This is a genomic window from Sphingopyxis sp. QXT-31, from assembly GCF_001984035.1.
Taxonomy (GTDB): domain Bacteria; phylum Pseudomonadota; class Alphaproteobacteria; order Sphingomonadales; family Sphingomonadaceae; genus Sphingopyxis.
This window is the reverse complement of sequence record NZ_CP019449.1, coordinates 1631319-1650088: the sequence shown is the minus strand read 5'-3', so window position 1 is coordinate 1650088 and position 18770 is coordinate 1631319. Positions and strand designations below refer to the sequence as shown.

Annotated in this window: 19 protein-coding genes; 4 read left to right on the top strand and 15 right to left on the bottom strand. The window is 66.3% G+C overall.

Annotated elements, in window-relative coordinates; all coding sequences use genetic code 11:
• Window positions 1–22 precede the first annotated feature (22 nt).
• The 5 genes from BWQ93_RS08040 to BWQ93_RS08020 all read right to left on the bottom strand — a co-directional run bounded on the left by BWQ93_RS08040 (window position 23) and on the right by BWQ93_RS08020 (window position 5911).
• Complete coding sequence (locus BWQ93_RS08040; protein WP_077030081.1) at window positions 23–1888, bottom strand: PhoX family protein; 1866 nt, start codon at window positions 1886–1888, stop codon at window positions 23–25.
• Between the two features lie 182 nt (window positions 1889–2070).
• Entirely contained in the window at window positions 2071–3063 is a 993-nt protein-coding gene (locus BWQ93_RS08035; protein WP_077030080.1) for an SDR family oxidoreductase, read from the bottom strand.
• Window positions 3064–3280: 217 nt separating this feature from the next.
• The gene (gene pth / locus BWQ93_RS08030; protein ID WP_077030079.1) at window positions 3281–3850 is read right to left on the bottom strand and encodes an aminoacyl-tRNA hydrolase; all 570 of its coding nucleotides are present in this window, start codon (window positions 3848–3850) and stop codon (window positions 3281–3283) included.
• A gap of 70 nt (window positions 3851–3920) precedes the next feature.
• Window positions 3921–4553: a 50S ribosomal protein L25/general stress protein Ctc gene (locus BWQ93_RS08025; RefSeq protein WP_077030078.1), complete on the bottom strand. Its 633-nt coding sequence runs from the start codon at window positions 4551–4553 to the stop codon at window positions 3921–3923.
• A 122-nt stretch (window positions 4554–4675) separates the two neighbouring features.
• Entirely contained in the window at window positions 4676–5911 is a 1236-nt protein-coding gene (locus BWQ93_RS08020) for an ATP-binding protein (RefSeq protein WP_077030077.1), read from the bottom strand.
• A gap of 148 nt (window positions 5912–6059) precedes the next feature.
• Between BWQ93_RS08020 and BWQ93_RS08015 the strand changes: the two genes are divergently transcribed.
• Both BWQ93_RS08015 and BWQ93_RS08010 read left to right on the top strand, forming a co-directional pair.
• Entirely contained in the window at window positions 6060–6485 is a 426-nt protein-coding gene (locus BWQ93_RS08015; protein ID WP_077032276.1) for a hypothetical protein, read from the top strand.
• A 52-nt stretch (window positions 6486–6537) separates the two neighbouring features.
• Complete coding sequence (locus BWQ93_RS08010) at window positions 6538–7539, top strand: fumarylacetoacetate hydrolase family protein (RefSeq protein ID WP_077032275.1); 1002 nt, start codon at window positions 6538–6540, stop codon at window positions 7537–7539.
• A 69-nt stretch (window positions 7540–7608) separates the two neighbouring features.
• Here BWQ93_RS08010 and BWQ93_RS08005 read toward each other — a convergent pair whose 3' ends face one another.
• From BWQ93_RS08005 to BWQ93_RS07975, 7 genes are all read right to left on the bottom strand, one after another.
• A complete protein-coding gene (locus tag BWQ93_RS08005; RefSeq protein ID WP_083720742.1) occupies window positions 7609–8649 on the bottom strand; it encodes a type II secretion system F family protein in 1041 nt (346 codons plus the stop codon).
• Between the two features lie 13 nt (window positions 8650–8662).
• Window positions 8663–9634, bottom strand: a complete 972-nt coding sequence (locus tag BWQ93_RS08000) for a type II secretion system F family protein (protein ID WP_077030076.1) — start codon at window positions 9632–9634, stop codon at window positions 8663–8665.
• Between the two features lie 65 nt (window positions 9635–9699).
• Window positions 9700–10968, bottom strand: a complete 1269-nt coding sequence (locus BWQ93_RS07995) for a pilus assembly protein CpaE (RefSeq protein WP_077030075.1) — start codon at window positions 10966–10968, stop codon at window positions 9700–9702.
• The gene (locus tag BWQ93_RS07990; RefSeq protein ID WP_077030074.1) at window positions 10965–11609 is read right to left on the bottom strand and encodes a CpaD family pilus assembly protein; all 645 of its coding nucleotides are present in this window, start codon (window positions 11607–11609) and stop codon (window positions 10965–10967) included. Before BWQ93_RS07990 ends, BWQ93_RS07995 begins: the two co-directional genes overlap by 4 nt.
• Window positions 11610–11634: 25 nt before the next feature.
• Complete coding sequence (locus tag BWQ93_RS07985; RefSeq protein WP_077030073.1) at window positions 11635–13110, bottom strand: type II and III secretion system protein family protein; 1476 nt, start codon at window positions 13108–13110, stop codon at window positions 11635–11637.
• Between the two features lies 1 nt (window position 13111).
• A complete protein-coding gene (gene cpaB / locus BWQ93_RS07980) occupies window positions 13112–14146 on the bottom strand; it encodes a Flp pilus assembly protein CpaB (RefSeq protein ID WP_077030072.1) in 1035 nt (344 codons plus the stop codon).
• 47 nt (window positions 14147–14193) lie between these two features.
• Window positions 14194–14682 carry an A24 family peptidase gene (locus tag BWQ93_RS07975; RefSeq protein ID WP_077030071.1) on the bottom strand — a complete coding sequence of 163 codons (489 nt, stop codon included), beginning with the start codon at window positions 14680–14682 and terminating at the stop codon, window positions 14194–14196.
• Between the two features lie 94 nt (window positions 14683–14776).
• Between BWQ93_RS07975 and BWQ93_RS07970 the strand changes: the two genes are divergently transcribed.
• Together BWQ93_RS07970 and BWQ93_RS07965 are read left to right on the top strand one after the other, a co-directional pair.
• Window positions 14777–15907 carry an NAD(P)/FAD-dependent oxidoreductase gene (locus BWQ93_RS07970; protein WP_077030070.1) on the top strand — a complete coding sequence of 377 codons (1131 nt, stop codon included), beginning with the start codon at window positions 14777–14779 and terminating at the stop codon, window positions 15905–15907.
• A gap of 88 nt (window positions 15908–15995) precedes the next feature.
• Window positions 15996–16172: a YegP family protein gene (locus tag BWQ93_RS07965; RefSeq protein WP_077030069.1), complete on the top strand. Its 177-nt coding sequence runs from the start codon at window positions 15996–15998 to the stop codon at window positions 16170–16172.
• Between the two features lie 18 nt (window positions 16173–16190).
• Here the strand turns inward: BWQ93_RS07965 and rnhA are convergent, their stop codons facing one another.
• From rnhA to ispH, 3 genes are read right to left on the bottom strand one after another with little or no spacing between them, the layout of a single operon-like run.
• Window positions 16191–16652, bottom strand: a complete 462-nt coding sequence (gene rnhA / locus BWQ93_RS07960; protein WP_077030068.1) for a ribonuclease HI — start codon at window positions 16650–16652, stop codon at window positions 16191–16193.
• Window positions 16649–17611: a homoserine kinase gene (gene thrB, locus BWQ93_RS07955; protein ID WP_077030067.1), complete on the bottom strand. Its 963-nt coding sequence runs from the start codon at window positions 17609–17611 to the stop codon at window positions 16649–16651. The genes rnhA and thrB overlap by 4 nt, the downstream gene beginning before the upstream one ends.
• Entirely contained in the window at window positions 17611–18597 is a 987-nt protein-coding gene (gene ispH, locus BWQ93_RS07950) for a 4-hydroxy-3-methylbut-2-enyl diphosphate reductase (RefSeq protein ID WP_077030066.1), read from the bottom strand. The genes thrB and ispH overlap by 1 nt, the downstream gene beginning before the upstream one ends.
• Between the last annotated feature and the right edge of the window lie 173 nt (window positions 18598–18770).

Below are 18770 nucleotides of genomic sequence, written 5' to 3'. Positions count from 1 at the left end.
TTGGGAGCGGGCGGCGCGCTGATCAGTTGCCCACCGGCTGGTTGTCGGTGCGGCGCACCACGATCGTCGACGAGCGCGGCTGCTCGCCCGCGACCGGCCAGTTGCCCGTCGGATGCTGGATATTGACGAAGAAGGTGCGCAGGTCGGGGGTGTAGGCGAGGCCGGTGATCTCGCACCCGACCGGACCGACCAAGAAGCGTTTCGACTGCTTGGTCGCCTGGTCGAGGTAGAACATCGCATTCTGGCCGACCGTATCCTCGATGCTGACGCCCGAGGCGCCCGAGGTGCCGGGAACGCTGTGGTCGGTCTGCACCCACAGGCGGCCCTGCGGATCGATGCGCAGGCCGTCGGGGCTGGAGAAGGTGTCGCCGTTGATGTTGCCGGTCAGGTTCGACCCGCCCGACGCCCAGGCCGGGTCTCCCGCCAGCAGGAAGATTTCCCAGCTGAACTTGGTGGCCAGCGGCGAATCGCCTTCCTCGCGGAACTTCAGGATATGCCCGTGACGGTTGGTGACACGCGGGTTGGCGGGGTCGGTGACGCGGCGGCTGCTGTTGTTGGTCAGCGTGACGAACACCGCCTTGTTGTCGGGTGCGACCGTGATCCACTCGGGACGATCCATCACGGTGCCGCCGGCAACGCGCGCCGCCGAGGCGCAATTGATCAGCACGTCGGCCTGGTTGTTGAAGTTGACGATCGTCGGCGCCGGGGGCGTCGCGCTCTGGCTGATGTTGCCGGGGTCGGACGCGCCCGCGGTCAGGCCGTTCTGCCCGACGACCAGCGCGCGCCACTCACCCGTGCCGTCGGCGTTGAAGCGTGCGACATAGAGCGTGCCGTAATCGAGCAGGTCGGTGTTCGCGGCGCGGTTGGTGGCGCTGTAGGCGCGATCGGGAATGAACTTGTAGATGCAGCCCGGGGTGCTGTCGTCGCCCATGTAGAAGGCGACGCGGCGGTCGGCGTTCGCCATGAAGGCGACGTTCTCGTGGCTGAAGCGGCCCATCGCGGTGCGCTTGGTCGGCGCGGCGAGTTCGCGCAGCGGATCGATTTCGACGACCCAGCCATAGTCGTTCGCGGGTTTCGTCGGGTCGAGATAGTTGTCGGTCGTCTCTTCGCAGGTCAGGTAGGTGTCCCACGGGGTGCGGCCGCTGGCGCAATTGTTCAGCATGCCCTTGATGCTGCCCGACAACAGGCCCGCGGCGGGGCCGCCCGCGCGATAGGCGCTGTTGCCCGTGTAGCGGCGATTATAGGTCGAGCCGGACTGCACCGACCATTTGCCGTCGCTGCCCTTCGAAATCTCGACGACGCCGATGCCGACCGCCGACAGGGCGATCGCCTTCTGGTCGGCGCTGGCGGTCGCCGGGTCGTAGTTGCCGGCCATCAGGATGTTGAAATCGGGATATTCGAAATTCAGCGCCAGTAGGCCGCGGTTGTTCGCGTCGACGCCCGGGAAAGCGAAATATTCCATGCCATCATGATTGCCGCCGGCCCATTTCTCGGAAACCGCCGGGCTTGCGGGGAAGCTGCCCGAATAGGGTGTGCCGCTCTCCACCGAATCGCCGGCCTTCAGCAGCACATCGACGGTATAACCCGCCGGTACGGTGACGGTGTCGTTGCGGTTGGCGGCGACCGAGGTGAAATTGACCGCGAAGCTCGGCGCCGTGCCCGTCGGTGTCGGCGTCGGGGTGGGCGTCGGCGGCACGGTCACGACCGGTGCGCCGTCGCTGTCGCAGGCGGCGAGGAGCGGCAGCATCGACAGGCCGAACAGGCCGTTGGTCAGCATCGACCGGCGCGAGGGGTTGGCGGCGACGATCGCCTCGAGGCTGTTCGGGCCGTCGAGGTCGTCGGTCGCGCGGCGATAGGGCGCGCGGGCTTGGTCGGTAAGATGTGACATGCAGTACCCCTGTTCGGTTGAGCCCCGGGACTGGGAGTCGTCCCGGTGAGATGGCCCCGATGACAGGGGGAGGTGTCAGCCCGATGGCTGCAAGGTTTCGAAAACGAACGATTTTGATGACAGAGTTTTGACAGTCGCCCGGTGAGGCGACCGTCAATCCTCTTGTCGAACGGCAGGCAGCCTCAGTCGTGCACGGCCTTGATCAGCGGTCCCAGCGGCGATCCGCCGAGCCAGGCGAGTTGGACCTCGGCCGCGACCTTGTTGATCGCCTCCTGCGGTTTGTTGCCCGGATGGACCGCGCGGCGCAGCGGGCGTTTGCCCGCGGGCATCGTCATGATCTTGGCGATCGCGCGCGGCACGTCGGCGGGGTCGGCGCTGCGTCCGCTGCCGTCCTCGGTCCCCATGCCGCGGGTGAAGGGCTCATAGGCCTTGAGCAGCTCGGCGTCGCTGCGGTCGCGCAAGGCGCGGGTATAGGCGTTGCGATTGACCCAGACCCTGGTCGGATAGCCGCCCGGCTGGATGACGGTCACGTCGATGCCGTGCGGCACCAACTCGTAGGCGAGCTGCTCGGACAGCGCCTCGACCGCGAATTTGGTCGCCGAATAATGACCGCCGCCGGGCACGATCACGCGGCCCAATTGCGAGCTGATGTTGAAGATTTGCCCGCTTTTTGCCGCGCGCATTTGCGGCAACAGCGCGCGCAGCATGCGCTGGATGCCCAGCACATTGGTCTCGAAGATGAGCCGCGTCGCCTCCATGTCCTGCACCTCGACCGGCCCGGTGATGCCGATGCCGGCATTGTTGACCAAAGTGTCGATGCGTCCGCCCGCAAACTGCACCGCTTCGGCGGTGCCGCGCGCGACCGACGCGTCGTCGGTCACGTCGATCTCGACGACATGTAGGTCGAGCTTGTCCTTCGCCGCCTCGGCGACGAGGCTTTCGGCCTCGGGCCGTGGCAGTTTGCGCATCGTCGCGATCACCTTCGCGCCATGCTTGGCATAGAGCAAGGCGCCGACGCGACCGAAGCCGCTCGACGCGCCGGTGATCAGCACCGTGCGGCCCTTCAGCGCATCGGGCGCGAGCGGCTCGACGGCGCGCAGCAGGGCAGGGGCGGCCGCGGTGAGCGCAGCGGCGCCCGCGAGCAACTGGCGGCGATTGGGGGAAGCATGGGGCATGGGTGAAGCTCCTTTCGGGAGCCATCATGCATCAAAGCGCGGAGGGTGCCAAATCTACGAACAGACTTCGGAATCTCGTCATGCTGAACTCGTTTCAGCATCCATGGCCCGAACCCTCGTTTGACGCTGCGCCGAAGGAAACGGCAGATCATGGATCCTGAAACAAGTTCAGGATGACGATGCAATGAATGTCGTTCCGGGATCGGCCGCGCCCGGATTACCCCTGCAGCCGCAGCGCCACATCGCTCACGAAGCGCGCATCGTCGCCGTCGGCGAGCCACGCCGCCTCGGCCGCGATCGCGCCGAGCAGGTCGACGAGCGGCTCCATCTCGCTCTTGTGATAATTGCCGAGCACATGGCCCGTGACGCGGTCCTTGTGCCCAGGGTGGCCGATGCCGATGCGCACGCGGCGGAAATCGTCGCCGATATGCTGGATCATGCTGCGGATACCGTTGTGGCCCGCCGCACCGCCGCCCTGCTTCACCTTGATCTTCATCGGGGCGAGATCGAGCTCGTCGTAGAAGACGGTCACGTCCTGCGGGGTCAATTTATAGAAATCGAGCGCGGCGCGCACGCTGCGGCCGCTTTCGTTCATGAAGGTGCCGGGTTTTAGGATCAGGACGCGGTGGCGCCCGATACGGCCGTCCTGCAGCCAGCCCTGGAATTTCTTCGCCGGGGCGGGAAAGCCGTGCACGTCGGCGATGACGTCGGCGGCCATGAAGCCGACATTGTGCCGATGCATCGCATATTGGGGCCCGGGATTGCCCAGGCCGACCCAGAGCTGCATGGCGCTGCCTTTCTCGGGGCCAATCGTGGGAGGCCCCTTCCCGCTGCGGGAAGGGGCCGTCCGAACGGGTTTAGGCGTCGTCGCCTTCGGCGGCTTCGCCGCCATCGACGGTGGTGTCGCCTTCGCTCGACTTCAGCGCCGACGGGGCGACGATCGTCGCAATGGTGAAATCGCGATCGGTGATCGCGCTTTCGACACCCTTGGGCAGGGTGACGGCGCTGATGTGGATCGAATCGCCGACATCATAGCCGGTCACGTCGATCTGGATGTCGTCGGGCATCTTGTCCGCGTCGCAGACCAGTTCCAGCTCGTGGCGAACGATGTTCAGCACACCGCCGCGCTTCAGGCCCGGCGAGGCTTCTTCGTTGATGAACACCACCGGGACCGCGACGGTAACCTTGGCATCCTTGGTGATGCGCAGGAAGTCGGCGTGGATCGGGCGATCCTTGACCGGGTGGAAGGCGACGTCCTTGGGCAGCGTGCGGATCTGCTTGCCGCCGACGTCGATCATCACGACCGAGTTCATGAAGTGACCCGACATCAGCTGCTTCATCAGCAGCTTTTCTTCGACGTGGATCATCAGGGGTTCTTCCTTGCCGCCATAGACGACGGCGGGGACGCGGCCATTGCGACGCAGGTCACGCGAGGCTCCCTTGCCTCCGCGTTCGCGCGTCTCGGCCGTCAGCGTCAGCTGATCGCTCATAATATTTCTCCGAGTACGGTTACACAGTTCCGCCACGCCTCCAGGGATGACCATGGACGGAAGCGCGGGCCCTTAGCGGGGAAGCGGCGGAAATGCAAGCGCGGCGCGCAGGCGTGCGCGGCTTAGGCTTCGCCGGCCAGCGGGAAGGTCACCGATACACGCGTGCCCTTGCCGACCTCGCTCTCGATATCGAGCTGGCCCTGATGCCGCTCGCTGATGTGCTTGACGATCGCGAGACCCAGGCCCGTGCCACCCACCGAGCGGCTCCGCGCCTCGTCGACGCGGTAGAAGCGCTCGGTCAGCCGCGGCAGATGGTCGGGCGCAATGCCTTCGCCCTCGTCGCGCACCGCCAGCCGTCCGCGATGGCCTTCACGCAGCAGCTCGACGGTCACCGGGGTGTCCGCACGGCCATATTTCATCGCGTTCGAGATGATATTGTGCGCCAGCTGCCCGAGTTGCGCCTCGTCGCCGAGTATCGGCAGCGGGGTGGCGTCGAAGCCCGCGACCACATCCTTGGCGCGCGGATGGTCGCTGTCCTTGAGCTGGGCGATGGTGGTGCGCACGATCGCGGTCAGGTCGACCGGGGTCGTCGGGCGGCGAAAACGGTCGGCCTCGACGCGCGAAATCGAGAGCAGGTCGATCACCAACTGCTGCATCCGCCGCGCCTCGCGCTCGATGATCGACAGGAACCGGTGCCGCGTCGCGCCATCGCCCTCGTCGTTCATGTCCTGCAGCGTCTCGACATAGCCGAGGATCGCGGCGAGCGGCGTGCGCAGTTCGTGGCTGGCGTTGGCGACGAAGTCCGACCGCATCCGGTCGGCGGCGTCGATCGCCGAGCGGTCGGAGAGAAAGATAATGCGCTCGCCCCCCGATAGCGCGGCGATATGCATCGTCCAGCGATGCCCCGGACGCGGAAAGTCGGCGAGGTGGATTTCCTGCAGCGTGTCGGGGCTCCCCGCTGCCGCCAGCGCGTCGACCGCGCCGGGGTGGCGGATCGCGGTGCGGATGTCGGCGCCGACGATATGGCGTCCCAGCAGCCGGATCGCGGCGTCGTTGGCGATGGTGACGATATGGTCGTCGGTGCCGATCAGCGGCTCGCGCTCCTGGTCGGCCCAGCGCGCGAAATCGGGATGGCGCAGCAGCGATCCGGGCAATGCGGGCAGAGGCTCGGCAGGGGCCTCGCCGCGAGCTCCTGCGGTCGTATCGGGCGCCGCGCCATGGACGACCAATATCGCAGCGATGCCCGCGACCGCCAGGATCGCGATCGTCAGCGCGTCGCCGCCGGCGAGCATCGCGAAAATCGCCGCGATGGCGACCAGGGTCAACGCTACGACGAGGCTGGAGAGTCGGTCGAACATCGGCGCTCCGCCTCGCATGAGCGGGGAGAGCGCGCAAGCGGCTTTACCGGGATTAACGCTTTCGATGCGGATGTCCCGAAACGGGAAGCGCGGCGGCGCGCGCGGTCTTTTGCTTTTCCTTGGGCTTTTGGTGGTTTATGCGCCGGGCATGAAAGAACAGGATCAGCCGGCCGGCGCGGGGGCGCCCGAAACCGCCGATGGCATCGAGGCCGTGCCGACGCGCCGCCGCGCGTTGATGCTCGGCGCCGTCGGCGTATCGGCGGCGTTGACGATCCGTCCGGCCTTTGCGCAGACCGCCGTGTCGGTGATGAATTGCCAGATTCCGGTCCCCGACGTATCGGGCGCGGGCAAATATATCGACCCCAAGGGCAATCTCGTCGCCGCCGGAACGCAGGGCGCCTTTCCGGGCTCGCCGAGGCCGTTCACCGGCGAAGAAGTGAAGCGCGCCTTCCGCGGCCAGACGCTGCCCGGCACCAGCTACAACCAGTCGCAGGCGTATCTGCAATATATCCGGCGCTTGCAGGCGGGGCAGAGCGGCTTTACCTGTTTCGCTTCGATCCAGATGCCGCGCTGATCATCGCTCCCCCAATCAGGCGATGCGCGGCATCGCAGACAAAGGGACAGATGTGAAATTAGCCTCGCTTAAAGGTGGCCGCGACGGCCGGCTTGTCGTCGTTTCGGACGACCTCGCCTGGTATGCCGACGCCGGACAGATCGTCCCGACGCTGCAGGCGGCGCTCGATAATTGGGCTTATGCCGCGCCGCGCCTCGCGGCGCTGGCCGAGGACCTCAACCATGACGCGATCCCGAAGGAGCGCTTCCACGAGCGCGAGGCGGCGTCGCCGCTGCCGCGCGCCTATCAATGGGCCGACGGCAGCGCCTATGTGAATCATGTCGCGCTGGTGCGACAGGCGCGCGGCGCCGAAATGCCCGACAGCTTCTGGCACGATCCGCTGATGTACCAGGGCGGCAGCGACGCCTTCCTCGCGCCGCGCGACCCGATCCCGCTCGGCGACCCCGCCTGGGGCTGCGACATGGAGGCCGAGGTCGTGGTGGTGACCGGCGACGTACCCGCGGGCATCGATCCGGTCGCAGCGCGCGACCATATCCTGCTCGTCGGCCTGACCAACGACGTTTCGCTGCGCGGCCTGATCCCCGCCGAACTCGCCAAGGGCTTCGGTTTCTTCCAGTCGAAGCCGTCGAGCGCGATGTCGCCGGTTTTCGTCACCCCCGACGCGCTCGGCGATCGGTGGAAGGACGGCAAGCTGCACGGCACGCTCTCGGTCGACCTCAACGGCCAGGCGCTCGGCCGCGCCGATGCCGGGGTCGATATGACCTTCGATTTCGGGGCGCTGATAGCGCATGCCGCCAAGACGCGCGATCTGGGTGCGGGGACGATCATCGGGTCGGGGACGGTGTCGAACCGCGACGCCGACGGCGGTCCGGGCAAGCCGATCGCGCAGGGCGGCCTCGGCTATTGCTGCCTCGCCGAGGTGCGCACCGTCGAGACGATCCTGGAGGGTGAACCGAAAACACCCTTCATGCAAAAGGGCGACACGGTGCGCATCTGGATGGACGACGATCGGCACCACAGCATCTTCGGGGCGATCGAGCAAACGGTCGGCTGACCAAAGAAAAGGGGAGCCGCTTGGCGGCTCCCCCTTGTCGTTCCGGTGTCGCTCTTGCTGTCCCGGCGATCAGCCGCCGCCGCTCATTGCGCCGCCAAGCGCGTCCTTAAGCGAGCAGGCCGCCGGACCCAGGATCACGATGAACAGCACCGGCAGGATGAACAGGATCAGCGGCACGGTCATGATCGCAGGCAGGCGCGCCGCCTTTTCCTCGGCGCGCATCATACGTTCGTTGCGGAATTCGGCCGACAGCACGCGCAGCGCGCTGGCGAGCGGCGTGCCGTATTTCTCGGTCTGGATCATGGTCGTGACCACACCCTTCACCGAGTCCAGATTGACACGATAGGCGAGGTTCTCGAACGCCTGCCGACGTTCGGTGAGGAAGCCGAGTTCGATCGAGGTGAGCGCGAATTCTTCGCCCAGTTCCGGATACGCCCGGCCTAATTCCTTCGCGACGCGGCTGAACGCGGCGTCGACGGTCAGGCCAGCTTCGGCGCAGATGACCAGCAGGTCGAGCGCGTCGGGCAGGCCCTTGCGGACCGCATCGGTACGCTTGGTCCGCTTGTTCTGCACAAACAGGTCGGGGGCCTTGTATCCGAGGATCAGCGCCGTCATCAGGGCGCCGGCGCGCTTGAACGGGGTCATGTCGGGCCACATGTCGAGGCCATAGATCAGGAAGGCGGCAAGCCCGCCGAGCAAGATCGGCATGATCAGGCGACCAAAGATCACCGCGACCGCGAGATCCTTCGAGCGGATGCCCGCCTGCGCCAGCTTCTGCTGGACGTCCTTGATCTGGTCTTCCTGCAGCACCTGCAGCTTGCCCAGGAAGGTGCGCATCTTGTCGGCGGTCTGGTTCTTGCGGACCAGCTTGGCACGGCGCTTCGCGGTCGAGGCGGTGATGCCGGCCTTCAACTGTTCGCGGCGTTCGTTGAGCGCTTTCACGCGCTTCGCCATCGGGTCGCGGACGGTCAGCGCGCCATAGAGCGCGACGAGGACCGCGCCGACGCCGACCGCGGCGAGCACGGTGCCGACCCAGACGACGTCGATGCCCATCAGTTTCGGGCCGCTGGTGGCCCCGGTGAAGGCGTTGAGGAGCAGAGTGCTGTTCATTTGTCTGCTCCCGTCAGATTTCGAAGCTGATCATGCGCGACATGATGAACGCGCCGATGCTCATCCAGACGAGCCCGCCCAGCCCGGTGATGATCAGACGTTCTTCGACGAAGAAGCCCTGAAGATATTCGGGGTTCATCATCCAGACGATACCGAAGACGAAGAAGGGCAGCGCGCCGACGATATACGCCGATGCCTTCGCTTCCGACGACATGGCGCGGATCTTGAGCTTCATCTGCGCGCGCTTGCGCAGCACGTCCGACAGGTTAGCCAGCGTTTCCGCCAGGTTGCCGCCCGTTTCGCGCTGGATCGCAATGGTGATGCAAAAGAACTGGAACTCGGGTGTGCCTAGCATCTCGGCCGATTCCTGGAGCGCGGCTTCCATCGTGTTGCCGATGCGGATGCGTTCGACCACGCCCTTGAATTCCTCGCCGACCGGGCCGGGAAGTTCCTGGCTGACGACCTGGAAGGTCTCGGTCACCGGAAGGCCCGATTTCAGGCCGCGAACGAGCAGGTCGATCGCGTCGGGAAAGCGCGTGTTGAACTTGGCAACGCGCTTCTTGATCAGGCTGCCGACGACGAAATAGGGCAGGCCGATCGCCACGAAGGCGCCGACCATCGCGGCGAGCAACAGGGGGCTGCGGATCGCGATCAGCAGGCTCGCCGCAACCACGAAGATCAGCATCGACGCCATCATATACTGGCTGACGGTCCAGGTCTTGCCGGTGCGCCGCAGCCGCTTTTCCATCTCTTCGCGGCGCGGCATCAGGCTCGACAGGTTCGTCCCGCCCTTGCTGCTCGACGCTTGGATCGTCTTGCGCATCTGCGCAGCGACGACCGCTTCGGTCGAAGCGGCATGCCGGTCCTTGACCATCGCGAGACGCCGCGATTTCGCCTTGCCGATCGACGGGCCGCCGAGCAGGATCACGAGCATCGTGAAGGCCAGGAAGGCGCCGCCGATGATGAGGATGACTGACAGATCCATGATGCGATTTCGTCCGCTTCTAGTCCATGGCTGGCGGCGACCGGACTAGCCGGCCGCAGTCACGCTTATTTCTTTTTCAGTATCACGCCGCCGATGCCGCCGATCTTGCCGAGCAGCGAGCCGCCCGACTTGGCCTTGGCTTCGGGCTTCGGCGCTTCCTCTTCGGCGTCGGCGCCGTCGAGGATCAGGCGCATCAGTCCGTTCCACACCTGGCTCGCCTTGGTGCCCTTGCAGATCTCGGCATAGGATTTGCCGAGCTTGGCCGACTGGCTGACCAGCTTGGGGTCGAACGGGATGGTGATGTCGATGGGGCGTTCGATCGAGGATTCGAATTCCTTGCGCGACAATTCGCCGACCGCATTCTGGAACTTGTTCGCCACCAGAATCACGCGCGCGCCGGGAACATTCTGCTTGAACCACGACAGGATGCGGATCGTATCGCGCGCCGAGGCGAGCGTCACGTCGCTGACCAGCAGGATCGTCCCCGCTTCCGACACCAGGTGCGGGAAGGGGATCAGCACGTGGCGCGGGATGTCGACGATTGTCATCTCGAACGCGTTGCGTAGTTCTTCCTCGAGCTGGAAGAAGGCCGAACCGTCGGTCAGCACCGGCTGGTGGATCGGCGCCTCGGCCGACAGCAGGCTGAGCTTGTCCGATGCGCGCACCATCGCGCGCTCGATGAACAGCCCGTCGATGCGGCTGGGATTGTCGATCGCGTCGATCAGCCCGCGGCCGGGCTCGAGGTCGAGCGTCAGCGCGCCGGTGCCGAAATGCACGTCGAGGTCGAGCAGCGCGGTCTGGCGGCCGGCCTGTTCGCTCATCGCCCAGGCGAGCGAGGTCGATACCAGCGACGCGCCGACGCCGCCGCGCACGCCGACCACCGCCATCATGTGATGCGGCTTGTCATCGACCATGTCGGCATGCTTGGGCGCCGACAGCATCGCCTGCGCCATGGTCAGCGATTCGCGGACCTGGTCGAGCGACAGCGGCTTGAGCAGATAGTCCTGGATCCCGCTCGACAGGAGGTCGCGATACAGGCGCACGTCGTTGACCTGGCCGGCGGCGATCACCACCGTGCCGGGCTCGCAAACTTCCGCGAGCGCGTTGATGTCGTTGATCGGGTCGCCCGATTCGGACATGTCGACGAACAGGATGTTCGGGCTCGCCGAGACCGACAGCGACTGGACCGCGTTGCGCAGCCCGCCCTTGTTGCACTTCTCGATCGGCCAGCCCATGTCGTTGGCCGCGGCGCGGATCAGTTCCAGCGTGTCGTCGTCGCACACGAAGGCGTTAAACGGTTCGCGCAGCCCGGCTGCTTTGAAAGGCGCGTTCACTGGCTGCCTCCTTCACTGGTCGAGTTCTGCTTGAGCGCGCCCGCGCCCGTCGGCGGTTTTTCGCGATAGGTCTTGATCGCGCGCGTCGCGGTGCTGGGGTCGTAGCCTGCGTCGCTCGATCCCTTGATCAAATCGTTGGGGTCGGCGACCATTGCGGCGAGATTGCTGTTCGTCGCGCAGCCATAGTTGGACGAGGTCGAATTGGTGAAATTGATCGACGATTTGCTCGCCCAGTCGGGGCAGCCCGGTACATGCGCCGAGGCGCGCGTCACGACGACGCGGACGCTGCCCTCTGGCACGGCGCCGGTGGTGACCGGCAGCGCGTCGCTGAGCAGCAGGCCGCGGCGTTCGACCATCGAACGGATCGTCGCCTGTGCGTTGCCCGAGCCATAGGGCGAGGGATCCTCGACCGCGATGCGGTCGCCGTAACGCACGCCCATCGCGTCGAGCCAGCCCTGCAGGCGGCCCTGTTCGCTCGGGGGCAGCTCGCCGCCGCTCGTCGCGACGTCGAACTGGTAAATCGAGTTGCGCACCAGCGGCTGGTGGACCGAATCGAGGCTGGCGTTGGTGTGGGCGGTGCCGGTGCAGCCGGCGATCGTCGTCGCCAGCGCCAGGACGGTCCAAGTTGCGATCTTCTTCATAAACTTGCTCCTGAAAACCAGCGCGTCACTTGATGCTGAAACCCGGCGACACTTCCGCGCCGCCGCGCAGGCGGTCGGCATCGGCGGGCGACGTCTCCAGCCGCGGCTTGGGGCGGTCGCCGCCGGTCACGCCGTTGGTCGTCTGACCGAGCAGCAGGCGCGAAAGGTCGTTCGAATCCTGGAAGGCGTCGGTCGGCAGCTTGATCTCGTTCGCCGAAACCGGCTGGACCAGATAGGGCGTTACGACGATCACCAGCTCGGTTTCGCCGCGGCGGAAGCTGTCCGACTTGAACAGCAGGCCGAGCAGCGGCACATCGCCCAACCCAGGCATCTTGTCGATCGCGCCGATCGACCGGTTGTTCATCAGCCCGGCGATCATGAAGCTTTCGCCCGAGCCGAGTTCGACGGTGGTCTCCGCGCGGCGCACGGTCAGCGCGGGCACCTGGAAACCGTCGAGTTCGATGGCGCCTTCGGTCGAGAGTTCGGACACTTCGGGGCGGACACGCAGGCTGATGCGGCCGTTCGACAGCACCGTCGGCGTATAGGCCAGGCTGACGCCATATTTGCGATATTCGATCGTCGTGCCCGCGAAATTGCCCGGGATCGGGACCGGGAATTCGCCGCCCGCGAGGAAGTCGGCGGTTTCGCCCGAAATCGCGGTCAGATTGGGCTGCGCCAGCGTCGCGACCAAGCCCGAGCGCTCGCCTGCGTCGAGCGACGCGATGAGGTCGAGGCCGAACAGGCGACCGGCGCCGGCCAGGCTCCGCGTCCCGGAAGGGGTGGTGATATTATAGGTCGTCGTGCCGTTGCTGCTTGTGATCGTCCCTGCGGTACGGCCACCGAAAACACCGCCCAGGAAGCCGTTGCCCAACGGCCCGTCGGTATCGCGCGTCAGGACGTTGCCGCTGATTTCCTTGACCAGCGAGCGATTCACTTCGGCGATGCGGACCTGCAGATTGACCTGCAGCGGCGTCGCGGTGCGGAGGCGCGACAGCACCTTGGTCTGGTCGCCGACAAAGGCCTGCACCAGGCGTTCGGCCTCGGCGGCGTCGTCGGGCGACTGGACCGTACCGGTCAGCAGCACGAAGCCGTTCATCGTGTTCGCCGAAACCTTGGCATCGGGCATCGCGAGCGCGAGCATCTGGTCGATGGTCTCGATGTTGTTGCCGACGCGGGCGACCGTCGAATAGACGACGCGGCCGCTGGCATCGGTGGCATAGATGCTCGTCTCGCCCGGCGTCTTGCCGAAGATGTAGAGCTGCCGGCTCGAGCGGACCTGAACGTCGGCGACCTTGTCGTCGGCGACGAAGACGTCGGTCATCGCCGCGGGCAGGCTGATCAGCCGCCCGCGTCCGACCGACAGGTCGACGTTGCTGCTCGCATTCTGGACCGCCTGTGCCGAAGCCTGCTGGGCGGGGGCGGACACCAGGGTCGCCGCGACCAGGCCGATGGCCAGGGTGCGGGCCAGCGCCGCTGCCTTGAAATTGGCTTTGCTGTTCATCTTACTTACCCCCAACCGGAACTTCGGTCACCTGGCCGCCGCGCGTGACACGTACGACTGGACCGCGCGGGGCCGCCGGTGCGGCGCCGCCCATGGGCATCGGTGCCCCTCCATAGACATTCTGCTGCGGCTTCGGCTGCGATACGCGGCCGCTGACCGGAACCCAGAAGCGCGATACGTCACCGCCCGTCGTGGCCGAGCCGCGGCCCGAGGTCGGCCGCCCCGCGGCTTCGGCCATCATCTTCTTTTCAGCGGCAGTGCCGCCCTTGGTCGGAACGTTTACCGCACCCGAGGCGATGGCGGCATCGAGATCGCCCGCGCTGTCGGCCAGCGGGCGCAGCGCGAGCGACAGCTTACCCATGCTCTGCGCGACCGCGATCTTCTCTGCGATCTCGGGCGTGGCTTCCAGCGTCACCGAGCCGAAGGTGCGAACCGGCGTCTTGCCCGTCTCGTCCTCGGCGTCATAACGCTGGTCGGTCGCGAGAACCCGGACATTGTTGACGATCGTCTCGGCGGTATAGAGTTGGTCGTCGGGATAGCTGCCGCCTTCCTTGACCTCGATCTCCTGCGCCAGCACGACGTCGACGCGGTCGCCCGGGAAGACGAAGCCGGCGACACCCTGTTCCTGGCTGACCTTGACGGTCACGGCCCGCATGCCGGGGCCGAGCGCCGCGGCGAGGAAGCCGCGATCGTCGGGATGAACGAGCGCGCCCTGCGTGAGCGGCTGCCCCGCAGTGATCGGATAGCGCACGACCGTGCCGACCAGGCTGTTGGTGTCGGTCTTTTCCTTCAGGAAATAGGCCTTCTCGACCAGTTCCTTCGGCCAGGGCTGGAAGCGGAAGCTGTCGGGGCCGATGATCGTCCCGACCGGCAGCTGGCGCGTGGCGACCAGGATCATCGGACCCTGGGCTTCCGGGGCCGCGGCAGCGCGTGCCTGCGGAGCCGATGCGCCGCGCATCATCTGGTTGACCCCGAACGCCGCCCCGATCGCAATGACCAGTGCGCCGACGATCAGCATAATCTTTCGCGTATCCATGACGATTTTTCGCCTCCTGCACTCGCCAGACGCGGCGGTGCTTGCCCTCAACTCGACCCGATAACCTGAAACTGGTTAAGATATTGTTGGTGAAGCGCCCAAAGGCCTGCAGCCGCGATGGCGACCCCATAGGGTACCTCCGGCTTGTCCTTCGGGCGCTTTACGATCTGGTGCACCAGCATTGCCGCGGACACCGCGGCACCAGCCAGCGCCATCACCATCAGCGCCTGCGTCGCGATCGGCGTAGGCACCCACAAAAATATGGCAAAGACGTTCTTCACGTCGCCGCCGCCCATCCCGCCGAGCGCATAGAGCAGCAGGAAAAAGGCGAAGGCCGCGAGCGCAACCCCGACCACGATCGTGGCATGGGGCCACAGCGACCAGCCGGCAAAATACCAAAAGGGGATAGCAAAGACCGCGATAAGGCCGTTGAGGCCGTTGGAAATCTCGCGCCAGCGCAGGTCGCTGATCGCCGAGCAGATCATCAGGATCGCCGCGAGCATCATCAGGAGCAGCTGGGGAAGGTGGCTGGTCATGACCCCCGTCCCTAGAGATCATGACTTACCAAATGGTAACCATGTTCGGCGGCGCCCGGCTTGCAATCCGGCCGCCAGCCGATATGCGCGGGTGATGGCCTCCGCTCCCCCTTCGGACATCGATGTGCTGATCGTCGGCGCGGGCATCGCGGGGGCGAGCCTCGCCGCCGCGCTCGCGCCGCACCGCGCGGTGTTGATGATCGAGGGCGAGGACATGCCCGGCTATCACGCCACCGGGCGCTCGGCCGCCTTCTGGCAGGAAAGCTATGGCGGTGTCGGCGTGCAGCCACTGACCGCCGCCTCGTTCGACGCATTGGCGCAACCCGAGCCGGGCTTTTCGGATCGCCCGTTCCTGCTGCCTCGGACAGCGCTGATGATCGGACGCCGCGACGAGGCAACGGCGATCGACGCCTTCGTGCGTGAATTCGCGGCGCAAGGGGTCGAAGTGTCGCGCCTTTCCCCAGCCGAGCTCGTCGGCCGGGTCGACGGGTTGCGGCCCGAATGGAGCGAAGGCGCTTATGAGCCGTCGTGCCGCGACATCGACGTAGGCCTTTTACACACAGCCTATCTGCGCGCGGCAAAGCGTGCCGGCGCGCGGCTTGCCGTGCGGACGTCGCTGGCGAGCGCGCGGCGCACGGGCGATGGATGGACGGTCGAAACGGCGCAGGGGGCGATCCGCGCCGCGGTTATCGTCAACGCCGCCGGCGCCTGGGCCGACGAAATCGCGGTCGCGTGCGGTGCGGGGCCGGTCGGCATCCAGCCCTATCGCCGCACGCTGGCGCAGGTCCGGCTGGGCGTTCCAACCCCCGCCGCGCTGCCTTTGATCGGGCACATCGGCGGCTCCTTCTATTTCAAGGGCGAGAGTCAGGGCCGTATCTGGCTGAGCCCGCACGACGAGACGCTGAGCGATCCCTGCGACGCCGCGCCCGAGGAGATCGACGTCGCGCTCGCGATCGACCGGCTGCAATCGGTGGTCGACTGGCCGGTCGCCGCGGTCGAGCGCAAATGGGCGGGGCTACGCAGCTTCGCGCCCGACCGGCTGCCGGTATTCGGTCCCGATCGGGCGGTGCCCGATTTCTTCTGGTGCGCGGGGCAGGGCGGATTCGGCATCCAGACCGCGCCGGCGATAGCGGCCCTGGCGGCGGCGCAGCTCGGCGCGCCCGTGCCTTCCGGGGCCATCGCGGCGATCGATCCTGTCGTCTACGCGCCGTCGCGCTTCGCCTGATCCCCCCATCGACCTGCTTGCGCGACGTGGCGGGCGGTCTAACATGGGTTAGCCGCACGGACCGGCGGCCTGATGTTTGGAGGTATCCATGGCCCATTATTTCGAGATCAAGCAGAACAAGGCCGGCGAATATGTCGCCTATTTCAAATATAACAGCGAAACGATGTTCTGGACCGAGGGCTATTCGAGCAAGGCGTCCGCGGTGAACGCCATCGAATCGATCAAGAAAAACGGTCCCGGCGCCGAGACGCGCGAAGCCGAATGAGCGATCGCGCGCGGGCGCTCAGCGCGCCCGCGCCTTTCGCATGAATTCCAGCGCGGCGTCGCTGGCGAGCTTGTCGGCCATTTCGTTATCGGGATGGCCGGCGTGGCCCTTGACCCACAGCCACTCGATATCGTGGCGCTTCGCCTCGGCGACCAGCCGTTGCCACAGGTCGGCGTTGGCCACCGGTTTCTTCGCCGCGGTCTTCCAGCCGTTCTTCTGCCAGCCGAACACCCATTTCGTGATCCCGTCGCGGACATAGACGCTGTCGGTCGACAGCTCGACCTTGCAGCGACGTTTCAGCGCCGACAGCGCCTCGATCGCGGCCATCATTTCCATACGGTTGTTCGTCGTATCGGGCTCGCCGCCGGAAAGCGTTTTCACGACGTCGCCCCAGCGCAGCACCGCGCCCCAGCCGCCGGGACCCGGATTGCCCTTGCACGCGCCGTCGGTCGCGACGATCACCGTCTTGCCCTCGCTCATGCGGCGGCGAACAGGTCGGCGGCGTCGGGGGCCTGGTAACGGTGCAGTCGTTCGAGGAAGGGCGTGGGGTCCTTGCGTGTCACCAGCGCATCCGCGGGTGTGTGGATCCAGTCGTGCGCGCGCGTCAGCAGGAAGCGCAGCGAGCAACCGCGCGCCAGCAGCGGCAGCGCCTCGCGTTCCGCATCGCTCAGCGCGATTTCGCTCGCATAGCCCGCCATCAGCGCGCGGGCGCGGTCGCGGTCGCAGCTTTTTCCATCGCTGGAGAAAGCCCAAGAGGCGTGGGTGACCGCGACGTCATAGGCGCGATAGTCGGAGGCGGCGAAATAGAAGTCGATGAGGCCCGTCACCTTTTCGCCGAGCATCAATACATTGTCGGGGAAGAGGTCGGCGTGGACGACATGCGCGGGCAGGTTCGTCGGCCAATGGGTGTCGAGATAGTCGAGTTCGGCGGCGACCACATCGGCGAGCCCCGGACGCACCGCGTCGAGATCGCCCGTCGCTTCGGCCATGGCGCGCCAGTGGCGGTGCCCCATGCTGTTCTCGCGCCCGCCCGGATAGTCCGCCAGCGCGCGGTGCATGCCGCCGAGTGCGGCGCCCGCCGACCGGCACTGGCCAGCGGTCGGTTTGGTCAGCGAAATGCCCGGCAGGAACTGGATGATGCACGCGGCGCGGCCCGCGATCTGCTGGATCGCCTCGCCGCCGCGGTCGCGGATCATCGCGGGGACGGCGCAGCCGCTCGCCGCCAGATGTGCGAGCAGATCGACGAAAAAGGGCAGGTCGCCGACGCTCACGCGCTTTTCGTAAAGTGTCAGGATGAAACGCCCGCCGCTGGTTTCGAGAAGGAAATTGCTGTTTTCGACCCCCTCGGCGATGCCCTTGCACGACACCACGGTCCCGATGTTGTAACGGGCGACGAGCGCAGCCAGGTCGTCGGGATCGACTTCGGTATAGACGGCCATCAGGCAGCTGCGGGTTCGAAGCCGCGCGGCAGCTTGAATACCATATTTTCCTCGGCGATGACGACGATCTCCTCGTCTATTGACCGCTGTGCAGCGACCGCATCGATCACTTCGCGCACCAGCGTCTCCGGCGCACTGGCGCCCGCGGTGATGCCTAAGGTGCCGATATCGGTCAGCCACGCCGGGTCGACGTCGGTGCCACGCTGGACGAGATGCGCCGGCGTGCCCAGCCGCTCGGCGGCCTCGACCAGACGCAGGCTGTTCGAACTATTGGGTGCCCCGATCACGATCATCCGGTCGCAGCGACCGGCGATCGCCTTCACCGCTTCCTGACGATTCGATGTCGCGTAGCAGATATCCTCGCCGCGCGGCCCGGCGATCGCCGGAAAGCGGTGCTTCAGCGCCGCGATGATGTCGCGGGTATCATCGACTGACAGCGTCGTCTGGGTCAGGAAGGACAGTCTTTCGGGGTCCGCCGGCACCAGCGCGGCGACGTCGTCGACCGATTCGACGAGGGTCATCGCGCCCTTCGGCAATTGGCCCAGCGTTCCGACGACTTCGGGGTGGCCGGCGTGCCCGACGAAGATGATGTGCCGCCCGGCCTCGTGCGCGCGTTCGGCTTGGCGGTGCACTTTCGAAACCAACGGGCAGGTCGCGTCGATATAGTCCAGCCCGCGCGCGGCGGCCTTGGCCGGGACCGCCTTGGGCACGCCATGTGCGCTGAAAACCACCGGCACGCCATCGGGTACCTGATCGAGCGATTCGACGAAAATCGCGCCTTTTGCCTTCAACGTATCGACGACATAGCGGTTGTGGACGATCTCGTGACGCACATAGACCGGCGCGCCATAGCGCTCGATCGCCAGCTCGACGATGCTGATCGCGCGATCGACGCCGGCGCAGAAACCGCGTGGCGCCGCGATCAAAACCTTGAGTTCCGCCCCTCCGCGCGCCGTCGCGGGGGCCAAAGATCGGGGTGTATTCATCTTGCGCGCGCTCTAGCGCAGCCGCCGCCATGCGGTAAAGCAACTTCGCATTGTTGCGCCCCGTTCATCCCCCCGATAAGAAGCGGCGCGCATGGAGCAGGGATCGTTCGTCCTCGTCGCTCCGGCCCAGTTGGAAAGCCTGCCTCTATGAACCGCATTTCGTCCCCGCCTCT